Origin of the sequence: Clostridioides sp. ZZV14-6387, assembly GCF_020657835.1 — a bacterium.
In the GTDB taxonomy this organism is placed as follows: domain Bacteria; phylum Bacillota; class Clostridia; order Peptostreptococcales; family Peptostreptococcaceae; genus Clostridioides; species Clostridioides difficile_A.
In genome coordinates this window covers 18084-38341 of record NZ_JAGWCW010000028.1, presented here as the reverse complement: position 1 = coordinate 38341, position 20258 = coordinate 18084, and the positions used below count along the sequence as shown (strand labels likewise).

Below are 20258 nucleotides of genomic sequence, written 5' to 3'. Positions count from 1 at the left end.
ACTTTTACAAGTGTTTTTTTTGTTTTATACAAAAACCCAAACATTAGTCATATCAATATTTATAAACTTTTTTATTTTTCGTTGTTTATATTAATTTTTTTAAAAATTAGTATTTATAAACTTTTTTGTTTTTTATTTTTTTATCATTTCTATTTTTTTGAGATTTACAAAGCTTTTGAGTTTAATATTTTTAAGTTGTAAGTATTTTATTACTAAACTTTTATATTATTCTGATTTCATATGTCAAAATTTCTGGTTTAGTTAGACTAAATAAATTTCCTATTTTTGTATTTTTATTTTCTGTTAAAATTTATTAAATTTTTTTTATTTGATGAAATAAATTCTATTTTTATAAATAAAACCAGATACAAAATAAAGATTTACAAAGAATAAAAGTTTCTTGATATAACAAAACAACCTTATTTAGAATGGCAAATAGTTAAGGAAGATATTTTTTGTTTCTTTTTATTTCTTATTGACAATAGTACTAATCAGTACTATACTACATAAAGTACCGATTAGTACTATTAGGAGGATATTATGGATATTAGAAAACAAATTAGACTTGTAAACTCTGCTTTAAGCAGTACATTGGATTTATATAGGATATGGGCGAAAAAGAATAAATTGAATTACAATTCTTTGCTTGTTCTATATACCTTGTATGATTTTAAGACATGCACTCAAAAACAAATATGTGATTGGTGGGCTTTACCTAAACAAACAGTTCATGGAATTTTATTTGATTTTGAAAAAAAAGGTTATATTTTAATTACCCCAAATGAAGAAAATAAAAGGGAACGATTGATTACATTTACACCTAAAGGAAGTGATTTCGCTTGCGAGATATTAAAGCCATTACTTCAAATGGAAGAAAATGTAATGGAAGAATTAGGTGAAGAATTGATAAATCAGCTAATTGTAAGTAACACAAAATATTATGAATTACTCAAGGAGGAAATCAATAATGGATAATGTTTTGGCTAAAAAGTTTTCCTTTTGTTCATTATTACAATTTGCAATACCTAACATTGTGATGATGATTAGTTTATCTATGTATATTATTGTTGATGGAATGTTTGTATCACGATTAATTGGCACGACTGCTTTATCTGCTGTTAATATGTTTTATCCTGCAATATGCTTTGAAATGGCAATCGCAATTATGATTGCAACTGGTGGTAGTGCAATAATTGCAAGAAAATTAGGTGAAGGTAAACAAAAAGAGGCACAGGAAAATCTTAGTTTTTTAATCGCTATAGAGGTTTTAATAGGAATTTTGATTGCGATTCTAGGGAATGTTTTCATTGATGAAATTATTTTACTTTTAGGTGTAAGTCCCATTCAGTCTCCCTTAACTATCTCTTATGCAAAAATTATATTTTCATTTGCTCCTGCTTTCTTTCTTCAAACGGCTTTTCAAACATTCTTTGTTACAGTAGGAAAACCAAAATTAGGATTAGCTGTTACTTTATTAGCTGGTATTACAAATATTGTCTTAGATTATATTTTTATGGCACCCTTGAATCTAGGTATAAATGGTGCAGCAATTGCTACAGGAATAAGTTATTGTATTCCTGCAATTGTGGGCTTGTTATTTTTCTTTACATCTAAAAAAAATTCATTATGCTTTGTAAAACCTAAAATGGATTGGCAAGTACTTATAAAAGCTTGTACAAACGGTTCATCTGAGATGGTAACAAATTTAGCAAATGCTGTAACAACTTTTTTGTTTAATTATGTTCTATTAAAATTTTATGGAGAAGATGGTGTAGCTTCCATTACAATCATACTTTATTTTCAATATATATTCACTGCTCTTTATTTTGGATATTCTAATGGAATTGCACCTGTCATAAGTTTCAAATATGGAAATGATGACAAAGAGCAGTTACAGAGTATATTTAAAAACAGTATTATTTTTTTGCTTATAAGTACAGTATTAACAAACTTTTTGATTCATTTGACAGTAACAGAAGCAATCACAATTTTCACTCCAGTAAATAGTAGTGTTTATGATATTACACTTCATGGATTTTCTATTTACTCTCTATCTTTTATTGTTATGGGATTAGGAGTTTTTACTTCTGCAATGTTTACTGCATTTTCAGACGGAAAGACCTCAGCCATTATATCATTTTCAAGAACTTTCATTTTTATTGTAGGTGCTATTCTTATTCTTCCTAATATATTTGGAGAATTTGGTGTTTGGATGGCAGTTCCTGCAGCAGAAGTTCTTGGATTCATTGTGGCAGTATTTTATATATTTAAGAAAAAAGATACCTATACTTATCTTTAAATATATCATCAAATAATACATTCCTGTTGAGTGTTGTATGAATGAGGAAATTTTTTATAAAAAATATAAAAGAGTTGAACTTGAAACTTGATTAAAAAAGTCAGCTTTAAGACAACTCTTACTTATATAATTTATAATATTAAATGCTATAAACTTATAGCATTTTTTGTGCATTCCTTTATATTCACTGCTTTACTCATAATCAAAACTGTTAAAAGCTCTGAAATAGCCATACTTACCCATATTCCATTTGCTCCAAATAACTTAGAAAAAATAATCAATATAATAGGTAAAAGTAAAATTGAACGCAAAGCCCCTATAACATTAGAATGTATTGGCATTTCTATTGCTTGATAATACATAGTTGTTGTTAAATTTTTTCCAATCATGAGGTAAGCTATATTAGCCATATTAAGTGCAACGTATGCCATTAAAATAATCTCTTCATCACCTGTAAATATTTTTATAATCTCTCTTCCAAACAAGAAGCATACTATTGTAAATATTACAGACACAAAAATACTCATCTTCGTTGCCATACTATAATAACTTAACATTTTATTAGTCTCTTTAGAACCAAAATTATAGCTTATAAGTGGCTGAACACCCAAAGTTATTCCCATTAGAAGATTATAAATATTTGTAGTTATATAGTTCACTACAGCATAAGCTGAAAGACCTACATCTCCAACCACTCTTGTTAAAACTATATTATGTGCAAGTATTATTATTGAAAAAGCACACTCTGCAAAAAATGAAGGGAACCCTATTGCAAACAATTCTTTTAAAACATCTTTTTCTATTTTAGCTATTCCAAAGGACAATTTACCTTTCTTAAATACAAAATGAGGTAGCATTATCATTAGTGTTGATAACTGACCTAATCCACTTGCAATTGCTGCACTCTTTATACCAAATCCAAGTTTAAATATAAATATATAATTCAAAGCTATATGAAAAATTGTCCCTGACAAAGTTGCTATCATTGCAAGTTTTGGTCTTCCATCATTTCTTAAAAAGCTACAGAAAACAAGTCCTAGTAAATTTGGAAGACAAAAAACAGCATAAAAGGTTAAGTACTCAGCAGATAATCCAACCAAGCTTTCAGTTGCTCCCATAAATCTAACAATATTATTTGAAAAAAGTATACAAAATATTGTAAGAGATACACTACCCAATATTAAAACTTTTATAACTTGCCTAAATATATTTATAGCCCTTTCATCATCTCCAGAACCAAAGTTTTTTGATACTAATGCTCCTCCTCCAACTGCCATTAAACTAGATAACCCTAAAAACACCATAACAAGAGGCACCACTATACTAACAGCTGTAAGTGCTACATCACCTAGTCCTTTCCCCAAAAATATTCCATCTAATATAGTATTAAATGATGATACAAACATAGCAAGAGCTGATGGTATGGCATATTCTAAAAATTTTTTTATCATTATAAATCACCCCTCTATATATTATTATGATAATTATTATTCCACTATATAAAATATTAATATATCCTCTGAGGGGAGAGTCAAGTTTTTTTGTATACTATTTTTTTCTTATTTCTAACTGAACTAATGTCTTTTCTTTTGAATCTGAGTCTACTCTAGAGAGTATCCATATTTCATTAAAATCACCAACAATTTCTATATTGTTATCCTTAGCATAATCTATTATTTTTTGATAATAATCATAAGCTTTATTCCAATTATCATCATATAATATAGTTAGATATTCTCCTTCTGGCAAAATATATTCATTTTCATAATTGTCTCTTCTTGTAAAATCAACTATGTTATCATATAATAATGTATCTCTTTCTTTAATTACTTTTTCATAAGAAATACTCCCTGAGATTATAGGATAGACATCGTTGTATTTGTCCTGAACATGTAAGATGACATGTCTAAGATACATCTCAAACTCAACTTCATCTTTTGAATCACATTTATAAACACTTACTTTTCTTTCTTTATTGTATTTTACAAATACCTGATTTAAACCATATTCCAATAATTCATTTACATTAGATTCTATATCATTTAAATATTTTTTTACATCTGACAATTCTTTTATTTTATTTTCTATCATTTTTTTCTGCTCATTAATTGTATTCAACATAGATTTTATTGAACCATCTGAATCAATCAATTTTTTTATATCTTCAAGAGTCATTCCCATAATCTTGCAGTACTTAATTACATCTATACTCATAAACTGCTCTCTTGAATAATATCTATATTTATTTTCTTGATTTACATATGCTGGTTTTAGTATACCTATTTTATCATAGTATCTCAGAGTTTTTATTGATAATCCAAAAAGCTTAGATACTTCACCTATTGAAAAATATGTTTTTATATAATCTCCCCCTTTATATTTTGCATTAAAATAATACTATATTCTTATGCAAACAGCAACATAAAATTAATTTTATTTTTAATTAATTTTATTCATATTTTTTTTATTAATAATTAACAAAAAACATAAATATATATAAAAAAATAAAGAGAAGCTTTATAAAGCTCCTCTTTATTCCATATCCGATACAGGTATCGTTTTCCAATGTTCCCTCAGAATTCTTTCAACATTTTCTAAATCATTCTCTTTCATAAATTTTACTACTTCAATATGTTGATTATTACTGTATGTCAACATTTTATATAACTCATCTTCATTATTACTAGTATATGACTTTGACATAAAATTATATCTTAAAGAATTCAATAGATTTATTAACACTTGATTTTCTGATTTAGCTATGTATATATCGTGAAATTCATTACTTAATTTTAAATAGTTACTGTAATTTTTATACTTTATAGATATAGTCATCATTTCTGTTAATTCTTCCATTTTTATTAAGTCTGATTCAGTTAAATTTTGTACTGCTGAAGAACCTGCTAAAGCATCCAATACTCCAATTACAGAATAGGTGTCTAGTTTTTCCTTTTCTTGAAATTCTTTTACAACAAATCCTTTATTAGGTATCTTTTCTAGTAAATTTTCACCCGCCAACCTCGTTAGTGCTTCCCTTGCTGGTGTTCTACTAACTCCTATAGAGTTACAAATCTCAGATTCAGTAATTCTCTGATTAGCTTCATACTCTCCATTTTGGATTTTTTTTGATATATAGTCATATACTTGAGTTGTAAGTGGATCTACCTTCATAAGACGTTCCTCCATATTAAGATTATAAAAGTTAAATCTCCCGCCAACTTTGGTAGAGAGGTTCAGTTTTACCTTACTCATTTATATAATATCACAATTATCATATTTTTTATACTTGTTTGTAATATTTTGAAATACTAAAATTCTTATAGTAATTTAAACAAAAAATGTAGAAAAAGTTTTGATTTATCAAAATTTTTTCTACATTTTTACTTTTTCTTTATTTTTTAAATCAAGTATTTAATTTATTCTAAAAATGCCAAATGATTTTGCTCCTAAATCAATTCTCAATTCATTATTTTCAATTTGTGTAGTATTATTTACATTCTTAGGGCTATACTTTATTGGTATTTCTTCAATAAAACTACCATCTATATTTAATGATATTCTTTCAGTACTCTCACTTCTATTTACCAAAATTAATACTCTATCATTATTTTCATTAAACCTAATAAAAGCAAACACAGAATTATTTTCTGTATATATAAAGTCTGTATCTCCTGAGCTTAAAAGTGTATTTTTATTTCTAATTTTTATAATATCCTTATAGAAACTAAGCATATCTTCATCTTCATTTTTCCATGGATATGTTCTTCTATTATCTGGGTCAACACCTCCACAAAGACCTGCTTCATCTCCATAGTATATATATGGTACACCTTCAAAGGTCATCTGTACAGCTACTGCAAGCTTCACTAAATCCACATCATAATTCAATTCAGTTTTAGCTCTTGTAACATCATGTGTGCCAATTAAATTTAAATTAGACTTAAATGATTCTTTTGGATAATTTTCCTTAATCTGCATATATCTATTGCAAAGTTCATATGATTTAATTTCTCCTTTTAAAAAAGAAAACATATTATTTCTAAAAGGATACCCCATAACAGAATCCAATTCTTCACCCAATAGATAACTTCTTCTTTGACCATAACTAATCTTATTTGACGCATCTTCCCAGACTTCTCCTATAAGAATTGAATCATCGTCAGCTTTTTTTAGTTCCTTTTTTAACTCTCTTATAAACTTAGTTGGTAGTTCATCTGCAACATCTAACCTCCAACCTTTAACACCCATATCTATCCACTTATTTATAACACTATCTTTGTCATATATTATATAGTCCATATAGCTATCTTCTAGTTCATTTATATTTGGTAATGTCTTAACATCCCACCAACTTTTGTACTTTTGAGGAAAGTCTTCAAACATGTACCATGGATAATATGGAGACTCTTTCGATTGATATGCTCCTAGGCTATTATAGTTTCCATACATATTAAAATATTTACTATCTGCTCCAGTATGGCTAAAAACACCATCTAATACTATTGACATATCTTTTTCTTTTGCTTTATTAATAAGCTCTTTAAATGTCTCTTCATCTCCAAACATTGGGTCAATCTTTTTATAATCACCTGTATCATACTTATGATTACTAGATGCTTCAAATATAGGGCTTAAATATAGTATACTTACTCCTAGTTTTTTTAGATATCCAAGTTTGTTGATTATCCCTCTCAAATTACCACCATGAAAGTCCCACCTTATAATATCACCTTTGCTGTCTTTTATGTACATAGGTATATCTTCCCAATTCCCATATATAAAGCTATTCTTTTTAGGATTGTCAATTTTACCATTTCGATTGCCATTATTAAATCGGTCTACAAATATATGATAAAGTATTCCTTCTTTATACCATGTTGGTACTTTAAAATCTTTATAAACAGTGATTTGATATTTATTTATATCATTGTAGTCATACTCACAAGAATATCCATTTTCTCTATTCTTTCCATAAAATACAGTTTTTTTATTGCCATCCACTTCAACATCAACTTTAAAATAATAAAAATAAACACCTGTCTCTTCAAAGTTTTCCATCTTGCAACAGAAACACTTTCCAAGTTTATCATTACTTAATTCTTCATTTAAAGTTATTGTTCTCATTTCTTCTTCTTTATTTATTTCTAGGGAAATAGAATCGACATTATATCCTTCATTTACTTTAACATAAATAGTCAATCCCTCATCAAATTTTAAAGCTCCAAATGGAGCCTTAAAATTTTTATCCCAAGAGTTATATTCTATTATATCTTGCATCTAATCACACCCTTTTAAACCAAATGTCTTTTGCGTATTCAGAAATTGTTCTATCTGAGGAGAAAAATCCTGAGTTAGCTATATTAACTAAAGACATTGTATTCCATTTTTCTTTATCTCTATATAACCTGTTTATATCAGCTTGAGCTTCACCATAATTCTCAAAATCTCTCAATACAAAATATTCATCATTGTAAGTGGTAAGTGAATTATAAATGCTTCTTCCTTCTTCACCTAGATTAGGAATAAATCCATTTATTAAATCATCTACTACCCTTTTTATATTCATATTAGAATGGTATAAGTCAAGTGAAGAATATCCACCATACTTATTATAATTCAATACTTGCTCTGCACTAAGTCCAAATAAAAACATATTTTCTTTTCCTACTTGTTCACATATCTCTACATTTGCGCCATCTAGTGTAGCCAAAGTTATAGCACCATTCATCATAAACTTCATATTACTTGTTCCTGATGCTTCCTTTGTTGTAGTTGATATTTGTTCACTAACATTTGCTGCTGGTATTATTATCTCTGCTAATGATACTCCATAATTCTCTAAAAACACTACTTTTAACTTGTCCCTTACTCTGACATCATTGTTTATAGTACTTGCAACAGAATTTATAAATTTGATTATACATTTAGCTAAATAATATCCTGGTGCAGCTTTTGCACCAAATATAAAAGTTCTCGGGTCAATATTTAAATTAGGATTATCAAGTAACTCATGATACATATGAAGTACATTAAATATATTCAACAACTGTCTCTTATAAGCATGTAATCTCTTAACTTGAACATCAAATATTGAATTTGGGTCGATATTTAAATCGTATTTATCTTTTATAAGTTTTGCTAAATTTGCTTTATTATTATATTTTATATCATCAAGTCTCTGTAAAACAGAAGAATCATTTTTAAATTTTTCAATATTCTTTAACTGTAAAGTATCTTTCTTCCATGAATCACCAATTAAATCTGTAATTAAATTGCTAAGTTCAGGATTTGAACTTATAAGCCATCGCCTATGTGCAATTCCATTAGTCTTATTATTAAATTTATTTGGCTCATCTTGGTAGAAATCTTTCAATACCTCTGTTTTAAGAATTTGAGTATGAAGCTTAGCAACTCCATTTACACTGTGACTTGTAACAATACATAAATTTGCCATGTTGATGTTATCCCAGCTTATTATACTCATTCTATTTATTCTATCTTGGTCATATCCTTTATTATTTAATTCCTCTACATATCTTCTATTTATTTCTTCTATTATCATATAAATTCTTGGTAATAGCTCTTTCATCATACCTACAGGCCATTTTTCCATTGCTTCTGACATTATAGTATGATTAGTATAAGATACTGTTTTTTTAGTTATTTCCCATGCCTCATCCCAAGATAAGTTTTCTTCATCAAGCAGAATTCTCATAAGTTCTGGTATACATAAGGTAGGGTGTGTATCATTTATATGAATTGCTACCTTATCGCATAAATTGCTAATATCCAGTTTGTTCTTTTTATATTTTCTTATTATATCTTGTATCCCTGCACTTACAAAAAAGTATTCTTGTTTTAATCTCAATAACTTTCCTGCATAATTTGAATCATCTGGATATAGTACCTGTGATATTTCCTCAGTATAATACTTATGTTTTAAAGCCTCTTCATAGCTACCAGAATAATTTAGAGCGTTTGAAGTAAGTTCACCAAAATCTCTCTTTGGTATCTCACTTTTAAACAATCTTAAAGTATTTATACATTGATTTTGATACCCAATTATTGGTATATCATAAGGCATTGCCATTACAGGAAGGTAATTCTTATGCATTACTTTTAAATGACTACCTTCCTTAACTAATTCTACCTCTCCACCAAACTTCACCATTGCTGCTTCATTTGGCCTTACAGTTTCCCAAGCATATCGTCCTTCTGTAAGCCAGTTATCAGGTACTTCTACCTGATAACCATTTACAAATTTTTGTTCAAACAAACCGTATTTATATCTTATTCCATACCCTTGACCACTTATATTCAAGGATGCCATAGAATCTAAAAAGCAAGCAGCTAATCTACCAAGACCTCCATTTCCTAAGGCTGGGTCTACTTCAGCTTCAACTAAATCATCCAAGTTAATTCCTAATTCAGATAAGCCTTCTCTAACTTCTTCTTCAATATTCAAATTTAGTAAGTTTGATTTTAATTGTCTTCCTATTAAAAATTCAAGACTAAAATAATAAACTTCCTTTTTCTTGTCTAACTTTGTTGCAACCCACTTTTTTGCTATTTCATCTTTCAATAAACTACATAATACGTTTAACAATTGTTCATTAGTAGCTTCCTTGATAGACTGTGCATATAAGCTATACATTTTCACTTCAAATTTTTGCTTGAATTTTTTTTTGCTTATTGTTACCAAAAAAACCACTCCTTTAATCACATATGTCTCTATATGTTTCTATATACTCCTTAGCTGATTTTTTCCAACTATTATCTGTTTTCATTGCATTTTCAACTAATTTAGTCCATTCTTCTTTATCTTTAAATACTTTGATTGCATTTTTCAAACAGAAAAACATCTCATGAGCATTGTAATTTTTAAAACTAAATCCATTGCCTTCACCAGTAAATTTATTGTAAGGCATTACAGTATCCTTAAGCCCTCCAGTCTCTCTAACTATTGGCAAAGAACCATATCTCATAGCTAACATTTGTCCTATACCACAAGGCTCAAATAATGATGGCATTAAGAATATATCACTTGCAGCATATATCTGTTGAGCCAATGATGTATTAAAAGTAATTCTAGCTGATACTTTATCAGAAAAATTAGAATCATAATAATTGAACATTGATTGATATTGATGTTCTCCTGTTCCTAAAACAACAATTTGTAAATCTTCTCTCATAAGTTCAGGCATCATATACGCTATTAAATCAAATCCTTTTTGAGAAACTAATCTTGAAACTATCCCTATTAATGGAATAGATGAATCTTTTTTCAACCCTAAAAGGTCTTGTAGTCTCAATTTATTTTCTATCTTCTTATCAATAGACTCTACATCATAATGAACAAATATATCTTCATCTTTTGCAGGGTCATTTAAGTCATAGTCTATACCATTTAATATTCCTTTTAATTTTCCTGATTCTTTTCTAAGCAAACCATCCAATTGTTCACCATAAAATGATGTTTGTATTTCATTTGCATAAGTAGGACTAACAGTTATAATTTTATCTGCAAAATTTATTCCAGCTTTCATAAAATTTATTGAGCCATAATATTCTATATCCCCATTATCAAAGTATTTTTGAGGTAAGTCCAATATATCATCTAAAACAAATTTATCAAACACACCTTGATATTGCAGATTATGTATAGTATACATAGTTTTTATATTTTTATACCCCTCAAGGGTTGCATATCTCTCTTTTAAAATCAATGGTAACATTCCTGTATGCCAATCATTTATATGTATTACATCTGGATAAAAATCAATTCTACTTATAGCTTCTAAAACAGCATCTGTAAAGAAAGTATACCTTTCTGCATCATCTCCATATCCATATATACTCTTTCTTTCGTCTTCTCTTCTAAAATAAAATTCATTATCTATAAAGTAAAATTTGACACCATCCAATTCCATTTCTAAAAGTCCACAATATTGATTTCTCCATCCAACACGTACACTAAACACAGCTATCTCTTTTAGTTGATCTTTTAAATAACTTGGTATAGTTGAATATTTAGGCATTATAACCCTTACATCTACGCCTTCTTTTTTTAATTCTTTAGGTAATGCATAAGATACATCCCCTAATCCTCCAGTTTTTGCAAAGGGCCAACACTCTGCTGTTACATAAAAAACCTTCACTAGTCATTCCCCCTTCTAAAAAATATATTTATATGTTTGTATTCTTTTCTACTACAAGAGGATATTTTTCATCTCCTCTTAATTCTTTTCCATTTGATATATTTGTATTTTTATCTAATATTGCATTATATAATTTTGCATTTGATTTTATTACACAATTTTGCATTACTATTGAGTTCTCTATAACTGTTCCTTTTTCAACATTGACCTTTCTAAATATGATACTATCTTTTACAGTACCTTCAATTAGACAACCTGATGCTATAAAGCTATTTTCTACCTTGGCACTATCTGTATAAATTGTAGGCGATTCATTCTTTTCTTTTGTAAATATCTTTCTTTCAGAATACAATAATTCATCAGCAATTTCTAAATTTAATAAATCTTTACTCATTTCAAAATAAGATTCGACAGAATTTACACATTTCAGATATCCTGTATACTCATAAGCTCCTACTTTCATATTTTCTGCTTCTTCAATAATGAATTCTTCTAGATAACAATAATTGCCTTTATTTACAATATTATATATACACTCTACAAAATCTTCACGTTTCATAATATAAGTTTCCATACATATATTAGCTCTAGGGAATTTACCTAAATTATTTCCAACATTTATTACTCTATTGTTACTATCCAAATTCAAAGTTAAATTACCAGCAAAATCTTTATTTGCATTATTTACATTTTTATATATTATAGTTATATCATTATGAGATTTTTTATGATACTCCAATGCTTTAGAATAATCCAAGTTGCATAGCATATAACTAGGTGCTATTAAAATATATTCTTCTTCACTCTTTTCTATATAATCTAGATTAGCTAAGATAGTGTATATATCACCTTCTCTATGTGAATAAGTATTTCTATACTTAGTATTTTCTGGACTAAAAATTGATAATCCACCTTTTTTTCTACTTAAATCCCAATCTTTACCACTGCCTATATGGTCTGTCAATGATCTGTATTTTTCCTTTGCGAATATTCCAACTTTAGTGATTCCTGAATTTATCATATTAGATAAAGCAAAATCTATTATTCTATATCTTCCAGCTACTGGAGTAGATGCTATTGGCCTTCCATAGTTAAGCTTGTTTATTGCTGGGTCTCCTTTTTTGTTTAAATTTATTATGCCTAAACATTCATTTCTCATCTTAAAGACCTCCTTCTATTAATACGCATCTAGGTTCAATATTTTCGTATTCAGAAACTACATTTATTTCATTATTTACATTTTTTATCTGGACATTATCATTTATTGTTGCACACTCACCTATCATAGCTTTTTCTATAGTTACATTTTCACCTATTACAACATTTGGCATTATTACTGAATCAATTACCTTACTTCCTTTACCAACAACAACTCCATGTGATAATACAGAATTACCAACTTCACCTAAAATCCTACAACCATCTGCTATCATTGATCTATGAACATTTGCATTTTTACCTATATATTGTGGAGGCATTGCCATAGTATTTGTATATATTTTCCATTTAGGGTCTGCTAAATCAAGAGTTTCTGGAGATTTTATTATATCCATATTAGCATCCCATAAACTTTGTATAGTTCCTACATCTCTCCAATAACCTTTAAATGGATAAGCATACATTCCAACATTATCTTCTAACATTTTAGGTATTAAATTCTTTCCAAAATCATCATAATTTACTTCTGAATTTTTTTCTGCTTCTTTAAAATAACTTCTCAACATCTTCCAATCAAATATGTATACTCCCATAGATGCTAAATTGCTCTTTGGTTCACTTGGTTTTTCTTCAAATTCATAGATACTTGAATCTTCATTTGTATTCATTATTCCAAATCTAGAAGCCTCATCCCAAGGGACTTCAATTACTGCTATTGTGGCTTTAGAGCCTTTTTCTTTATGAAATTTTAACATCTTACTATAATCCATTTTATATATATGGTCACCTGATAGTATTAATACATATTCTGGATTATAAGTATCTACAAAATCCATATTTTGATATATTGCATGTGCTGTACCATTATACCAATTACCTTCTTTTTCATTCATAAATGGTTGCAAAACATATACACCACCATTTATTCTGTCCAAATCCCAATGACTTCCCATACCTATATGTGAATTTAATATCAACGGTCTATATTGAGTTAAAACACCGACTGTATCGATACCAGAGTTTGAACAATTACTTAACACAAAATCGATAATTCTATACTTGCCTCCAAATGACACTGCTGGTTTGGCAATTCTTTTTGTAAAAACGCCTAGCCTTGAACCTTGCCCTCCTGCCAAAATCATAGCTAACATCTCTTTTTTCATTTAATGACACTCCCCTCATCTAGTAATTAATATTTATAATTGCATTTTTACTTTTATAAACTCTATCAGTCAATAAATGTTGTGTATAAATTTTGCTCAAATGATACTTTAATAAAAATAAAATAATATCAACTATACAATTGATATAATGTATACCCCATAATATGCTTGTTGACGTATACATTATTTTCCATAAACACCATAGTATTTATTAATATTCAATTCTCAGTTAAAAAATAATACAAATTTTATTTAACAAATATAAGAAACATTTTTTATGAATATTTTATACCATAATAGATATACTTATTTTTTTATTTATTAAATGCATGATAATAAAATATAATTATAAATTTGTTAAATAATTATCCAAAAAATTTTAAATAATCAATAGTTAACCTTTTTTTCATTAACACTTTTTTGACATCATCTAAACAGTAAATTATAAAGTTACAATTAGGTTATTAGTTTTATTAATAGTAATGTTGCTATTTTTATAATTATGTGTGCTAATGATATAAATAGATTAATTAAAATCATTCTCATTACCTACATGTTTTATATATTATTATATAACACTTTTTATATTAGTAAAGAATAAATTGTATAAAAATTCTGTTAATTTATTTTTATAATATTATTTTTTAAATAAAAACAAAGAAGAAGACTTAAAAAGCTATAAGTCTTCTTCTTTTCAACGTGCATTTTTATACTATATTTAATTAATTCGACCTTTAATTTCCATTTCCTTCCTGTGATAACAAAACTCTTTTATTTTTTTAATGAATCATTATTATCTAAAACTTCTTTTACATCTAACATATCTTTGTTATCATCACTCATAACTTCTTTTATTCCTTTAAATGTTCCTAAGAAGTTAACTGCTTCTGAAGGTAAAACTAGTTTTGTTGACTTACCTTCAGCCATTTTTTCAAGTGCTTCCATAGATTTTAATGCTAAAATATTATTGTCAATATCAGACTCTTTCATTGCTGAAAATACTAATTTTAAACCTTCTGCTGTTGCAACTTGAGTTCTTTTTATCATTTCAGCTTCACCTTGTGCTTTAGCAATAGCTGTTTGTCTTATAGCTTCAGCTTCACCTTCTGCAACCAAGATAGCAGATTCTTTTTCTCCTTCTGCTACACGTACCATAGCTTCTTTTCTAGCTTCTGCTGTTAGTATAGCAGATTGTTTTTCTCCTTCTGCTTGTAATATCGCAGCTGATTTGTTACCTTCTGCTTGAAGTATCGCTTCTCTTCTTTCTCTTTCTGCTCTCATTTGTTTTTCCATCGCAACTTGAATATCATGAGGAGGCATTATATTCTTTAACTCTACTCTATTTACTTTTATTCCCCATTTATCTGTTGCTTCATCTAGGATAGTTCTCATTTTTACGTTTATTATATCTCTTGATGTTAATGTTTCATCTAAGTCAAGTTCACCAATTATATTTCTTAATGTTGTAGCTGTTAAGTTTTCAATAGCAGCTATTGGATTTGCTATTTCAAACACATATCTAACTGGGTCTGTAACTTTATAATATACAACTGTATCAATCTGCATAGTTACATTATCCTTAGTTATAACTGGTTGAGGTGGGAAATCTATTACAATTTCTCTCAAATCAATTACATATGCCATCTGATCTAAAAATGGTATTAAGAAATGTACACCTGTATCAGCTACTTTCTGAAACTTTCCAAGTCTCATTATTATACCTACTTTAGATTGTTTTATAACTCTTATACAAGTTAAACTTATTGCTACAACTACTACTATTAATACAATACTTAAAACAATTTTAATACCCATACTATAAATCCTCCTTTATTCTATTGATTTGTCACACTAGTTGTAGAGTTTACTTTTTTAACAACTAGTTTTACCCCTTCTATTTTCAATACTTCTACTGTAGAATCTTTTTCTATCTTTTCACCATCTATAGAAATAGCAGTCCATGTTTCATGTTCAACTACAACTAAACCTGTGCTATTTGGAGAAATCTCTTCTGTAACAACACCTTTTTTAGACATCATCGCTTGTAAATTAGTGTTAGACTTATAACCTTTATCTTTCTTTACTATTTTTTTAGTAGCTACAACCAACATAGTTATAGAGATTACTGCAAAAATTAGAATCTGTAAGAATATACTCTCTACAAAGCTACTTAAAAATATAAGTACTACAGCTCCTACACTAAACCATATCAGAGTTAAACTTGGTGTCAACATTTCTGCTATTCCAAATAAGATTGCTACTATCAACCATATTAATTTCATACTATCTTCCCTCTTTTCATATGAATTATAAAACCCTATATAAATATTATGTTTATACAATGCTTTTAAATGTAAATTTAAACCATAAACCAATAAAATAAATTAATTTTAAATTAATTTAATAGTATTATATCAACATACTTTGTTAAAGTTGTTACAAAGTAGTATCAAATATCATTCACTAGATAAGCAAAAACTCCTTCATTGTTAACGAAATGTTACTTATTAAATCCGTTGCAGTTACTGTATACATTTTCTTGCTTAATTTATCTCCTATATAACCATGTATATATGCTCCCATGACTGTAGCTTCAAATACATCCACACCTTGACCTATAAATGAAGTAATCATGCCAAGAAGACAGTCTCCCATTCCTCCAGTTGCCATACAACTGTTTCCTGTAGGATTTATATATGTTTTTTTGCCATCTGTTATGACAGTTTGATAACCTTTTAAAAGTACAACTACATTATATTTTTGAGCAAATTCTTTTGCTACATCTACCCTATGTTCTCTTATATACCCAATTGAGTCTCCTGTCAACCTGGCCATTTCTCCCAGATGAGGTGTAATCACGAATTTATTTTCCCACTCTAAAAATCTATAACATCTATCTTTCATAACATTTAATCCGTCAGCATCTAATACAATTGGACAATTAGAACCTTCCACTGTTTTGAGCAATTTATCAAATGTCTGATGACTATCTCCCATTCCTGGACCAAAACCAATTGCATTACTAGAACTTAATATTTTATTCAATCTTTCTTCTTCAAAATTTACAGTCATCGCTTCTGTAAGCCTAATAGATGCCTTGTTTTGTACATCTTCTTCACTAATCAATATTACAAGTCCACTTCCACTCTTAACAGCAGATTCAGTTGCTATAAAACTTGCACCATAAAATCCTTTTGAACCTGCAACTATAGATACTTTTCCAAAATCACTTTTAAAACCATGTACATCTCTTATTCTAATATTATTTTTCACAAAATTCTCATCAGTTATGAACTCGTCTTCATGGTATTTTTTTGTAATAAAATCTGGAACACCTATTTTTTCTACAATTACATTACCTATAAGTGAACTAGTGTCATAGTTTAAAAAACCTCTTTTATAAAACTCAAAACTAATTGTCTTATTTGCTTTAATACAAGTTCCTAACACATTTCCTTTATCACTATTTATACCAGATGGAACATCTATAGAATATGTCTTTTTACTATTATCATTTACCATGTCGATTACTTCTTTAAAAATACCAGTTATATCTCTTTTTAATCCAGTCCCAAATATAGCATCTACTACAACATCACTTTTAGATATTGCTTCTTTAAGCATTGTTAAATTTTTATTTTTTATAATATTTCCCTTTTCATTCTTAATGATTTTATCAACTTTATTTTTATTTATATTTTCATCATCTTTTTCAATTAAATCACTTTTATTAATATTTATAATATTAATACCCATATTTAAAAGTATATTGTAGTTTATTTTAGAACATTCACTTAACTTTTCAAGATTTCCTATTAAAAATACTTCTACATCTTTTCCTTTTGTATTTAAATGTCTTGCTATCCCAAGACCATCTCCACCATTATTACCAACACCACATACAACCACATAGCTATTATATATATCTATATCCATATTTTTCATTGCAGATATCACGGCATTTTCCATTAATACAATCATTGGGATTCCCAACTCTGTCACACATGCAGCATCAACGTTTTTACTTAAATCAGATGTACCTATCAGCATAAATCATCACTCCTATAAAGTTAAAGACTTCCTAAATATTCACAGATAAATATCTATTGAAGTCTTTTTAATATCATAAATATCATAATAAAATTACTAAAACTAAAATTTTAAAGTAATCTAAAATAACAAAAAATTTTGAATTAAAATAATTATTTAATTTTATTATATCACATAATTTGAGTTATTATGTTGGTTTAAAGCCTATTTGAACTAATCATCCAAATATTTTTTATTTTTATTTAGAAAATAATAATTAAGAATATTGCTATATTCCACACATAAAATTTTTTTTATTTAAATCAAATTTTCTGATAATTTAATGATTTTCTTAAATTTATAGTTGACTTTTATTTTTTACTGTATTAAACTAATTACTATACAAAATAGAAAACAAAATTTTCAAAATTATTAAATTAAAAGGAGAGATAAACATGAAGACTTTATTAAACAAACAAGTACGATTTTTTAATAGCCAATTTAGTTAGGGTTTGTAGCTAAGTTAAGACAAATTGTCATGACATAGATACAAACCCCTTAGGATTATGATTTTTAAGGATTGTATCTGTGTTGGCTATAGTAATTGTTGTTAAAGTTTTTATTTTATCATCATAATATAGAGCCACATGGATTATACTGTGTGGCTCATTCGTGTTTTTGCCATACAGTTATATATACTGTGTGGTTTTTTTATATTAAAACTCAATTTTCAAATTAAATTTAAAAAATTATTTAAAAAATATTTTCAAAGGGGTGTTTTATTTATGTCAGGTATTATATCTGTAATGACGCAAAGTTTAATTTTATCGATTATGGCACTGGGGGTTTATATAACTTACAAAATCTTAGATTTTCCAGATATGTCTGCTGATGGTAGTTACACAATGGGTGCTTCTATCGTAGCATTTTCTCTTACTAATGGTATTTCCCCTGTAATGGCAACACTAATGGCTATCTTATGTGGTTGCACTGCTGGTCTTGTTACTGGAATTCTTCACATTAAGTTTAAGATTTCTAACTTACTTTCTGGTATTTTAGTTATGGGAATGCTATACTCTATCAATTTAAGAATAATGGGAAAATCAAACATCCCTCTATTTAGTTTCAAGCACTTATTCAATGGAGAGGTATCTCCTATAGTTTTAGCCTTAGTATTCGTTTTTATTTGTAAAGTCTTCTTAGACTTATTCTTAAAAACAGGTCTTGGATACACTTTAAAAGGTGTTGGTGATAACTCTCAAATGATTAAATCTTTGGGTATAAATATCGGCTCTATAAAGATACTAGGACTTATGATTTCAAATGGACTTATAGCTTTATCTGGTAGCCTTATGGCTCAGTTCTTAGGATTCTCAGATGTAAATATGGGTATAGGAACTTTGGTTCTTGGAATTGCATCTATAATAATTGGTATTACTTTATTTAAAAAATTCACTTTTATTAAAGATACTACTGCAATAATCGTTGGCTCTTTTATATACCAATTCACTATATACTTTGCAATGAGTTTAGGAATGTTATCAACCGACTTAAAACTTATAACTGCAATAGTTATAATTGCTTTCTTAGCTACTGGTAACTTAAATATTTCACTAAAAAAAAACAACCACAAAGCTAGTACCAAAAATAAATCAGAAAAAAGAGGTGTTATAGATGTTACAAATTAAAAATCTTTCAAAAAGTTTCCCTAATCCATATGGTCAACCTAATACTATATTTGAAAATTTATCAATTGATATAGAAGATGGTGAATTTGTAAGTATCATAGGTAGTAATGGAACTGGTAAATCTACTTTACTAAACATAATATCTGGACTTATAAAAGAATCTTCTGGAGAAATTACTTTAGATAATACTGCTATAACAAATTTAGCAGAATACAAAAGGACTCAGATAGTAAGTAGAGTTTTTCAAGACCCAAGCCTTGGAACTTGTCCTTCTATGACAGTTAGAGAAAACTTATCTTTAGCTCTTAATAAAGGTAAATTATTAAACCTAAGAAAGTGTCTTCGTCATAAAACGAATGACTTAGAACACTTGCTTGAAGGAATTTCTTTAGACTTAAAAAAATATTTAGATATCAAAGTACAATATCTTTCAGGAGGTCAAAGACAGTCACTATCATTAATTATGTCTAGTCTAGCAAATCCTAAAGTTCTTCTGTTAGATGAACATACAGCAGCACTTGACCCTAAAACATCAAATGAAGTTATAGGGCTAACAGACAAGATAGTAAGAGAAAAAAATATAACTACACTTATGGTAACTCACAATTTAAAGCATGCTCTTCAATATGGTGATAGATTGATAATGCTTCATAAAGGCGAAGTTGTTTTAGATGTAAGAGATAAGGAAAAAGAACAATTAACAGTTGAAGAAATCTTAGAAAAATTCGAATATGCAGTTTAAAAAATAAAAAACTTAGTCTTA

General features: G+C 27.8%; 15 protein-coding genes. 4 read left to right on the top strand and 11 right to left on the bottom strand.

The features are described 5' to 3' along the window. Nucleotides 1-540: 540 nt before the first annotated feature. Entirely contained in the window at nucleotides 541-975 is a 435-nt protein-coding gene (locus KGF38_RS15830) for a MarR family winged helix-turn-helix transcriptional regulator (RefSeq protein WP_054269511.1), read from the top strand. Next, entirely contained in the window at nucleotides 968-2299 is a 1332-nt protein-coding gene (locus KGF38_RS15825; protein WP_074178281.1) for an MATE family efflux transporter, read from the top strand. Before KGF38_RS15830 ends, KGF38_RS15825 begins: the two co-directional genes overlap by 8 nt. A 146-nt stretch (nucleotides 2300-2445) precedes the next feature. On the opposite strand, the gene KGF38_RS15820 is transcribed toward KGF38_RS15825, so the two are convergent. The 11 genes from KGF38_RS15820 to KGF38_RS15770 all read right to left on the bottom strand — a co-directional run bounded on the left by KGF38_RS15820 (nucleotide 2446) and on the right by KGF38_RS15770 (nucleotide 17828). Continuing rightward, nucleotides 2446-3750 carry an MATE family efflux transporter gene (locus tag KGF38_RS15820; RefSeq protein WP_074178282.1) on the bottom strand — a complete coding sequence of 435 codons (1305 nt, stop codon included), beginning with the start codon at nucleotides 3748-3750 and terminating at the stop codon, nucleotides 2446-2448. Between the two features lie 97 nt (nucleotides 3751-3847). After that, nucleotides 3848-4642: a MerR family transcriptional regulator gene (locus KGF38_RS15815; RefSeq protein WP_227832530.1), complete on the bottom strand. Its 795-nt coding sequence runs from the start codon at nucleotides 4640-4642 to the stop codon at nucleotides 3848-3850. Between the two features lie 189 nt (nucleotides 4643-4831). Beyond that, nucleotides 4832-5470 (bottom strand): GntR family transcriptional regulator, encoded by a 639-nt coding sequence (locus KGF38_RS15810; RefSeq protein ID WP_074178284.1) that lies wholly within the window; start codon nucleotides 5468-5470, stop codon nucleotides 4832-4834. A 240-nt stretch (nucleotides 5471-5710) separates the two neighbouring features. Continuing rightward, nucleotides 5711-7576 (bottom strand): glycoside hydrolase family 13 protein, encoded by a 1866-nt coding sequence (locus KGF38_RS15805; protein ID WP_054269506.1) that lies wholly within the window; start codon nucleotides 7574-7576, stop codon nucleotides 5711-5713. A 4-nt stretch (nucleotides 7577-7580) separates the two neighbouring features. Then, on the bottom strand, nucleotides 7581-10001 hold the full coding sequence (locus KGF38_RS15800; RefSeq protein ID WP_167640072.1) for a glycogen/starch/alpha-glucan phosphorylase: 2421 nt from the start codon (nucleotides 9999-10001) through the stop codon (nucleotides 7581-7583). A 13-nt stretch (nucleotides 10002-10014) separates the two neighbouring features. Then, nucleotides 10015-11457, bottom strand: a complete 1443-nt coding sequence (gene glgA / locus KGF38_RS15795; protein ID WP_074178286.1) for a glycogen synthase GlgA — start codon at nucleotides 11455-11457, stop codon at nucleotides 10015-10017. A 28-nt stretch (nucleotides 11458-11485) separates the two neighbouring features. After that, nucleotides 11486-12616, bottom strand: coding sequence for a glucose-1-phosphate adenylyltransferase subunit GlgD (gene glgD, locus KGF38_RS15790; RefSeq protein WP_054269503.1), 1131 nt, complete (start codon nucleotides 12614-12616; stop codon nucleotides 11486-11488). 1 nt (nucleotide 12617) lies between these two features. Further along, nucleotides 12618-13778 (bottom strand): glucose-1-phosphate adenylyltransferase, encoded by a 1161-nt coding sequence (locus tag KGF38_RS15785; RefSeq protein ID WP_054269502.1) that lies wholly within the window; start codon nucleotides 13776-13778, stop codon nucleotides 12618-12620. Nucleotides 13779-14549: 771 nt separating this feature from the next. Beyond that, on the bottom strand, nucleotides 14550-15593 hold the full coding sequence (locus KGF38_RS15780; protein ID WP_054269501.1) for an SPFH domain-containing protein: 1044 nt from the start codon (nucleotides 15591-15593) through the stop codon (nucleotides 14550-14552). Nucleotides 15594-15613: 20 nt separating this feature from the next. Further along, nucleotides 15614-16060, bottom strand: a complete 447-nt coding sequence (locus KGF38_RS15775; protein ID WP_054269500.1) for an NfeD family protein — start codon at nucleotides 16058-16060, stop codon at nucleotides 15614-15616. Nucleotides 16061-16241: 181 nt separating this feature from the next. Then, complete coding sequence (locus KGF38_RS15770; RefSeq protein ID WP_074178287.1) at nucleotides 16242-17828, bottom strand: bifunctional ADP-dependent NAD(P)H-hydrate dehydratase/NAD(P)H-hydrate epimerase; 1587 nt, start codon at nucleotides 17826-17828, stop codon at nucleotides 16242-16244. A 764-nt stretch (nucleotides 17829-18592) separates the two neighbouring features. Between KGF38_RS15770 and KGF38_RS15765 the strand changes: the two genes are divergently transcribed. Beyond that, nucleotides 18593-19495: an ABC transporter permease gene (locus KGF38_RS15765; protein ID WP_075050854.1), complete on the top strand. Its 903-nt coding sequence runs from the start codon at nucleotides 18593-18595 to the stop codon at nucleotides 19493-19495. Then, nucleotides 19482-20237: an ABC transporter ATP-binding protein gene (locus tag KGF38_RS15760; protein WP_054269498.1), complete on the top strand. Its 756-nt coding sequence runs from the start codon at nucleotides 19482-19484 to the stop codon at nucleotides 20235-20237. The genes KGF38_RS15765 and KGF38_RS15760 overlap by 14 nt, the downstream gene beginning before the upstream one ends. The last annotated feature ends 21 nt before the right edge of the window (nucleotides 20238-20258 follow it).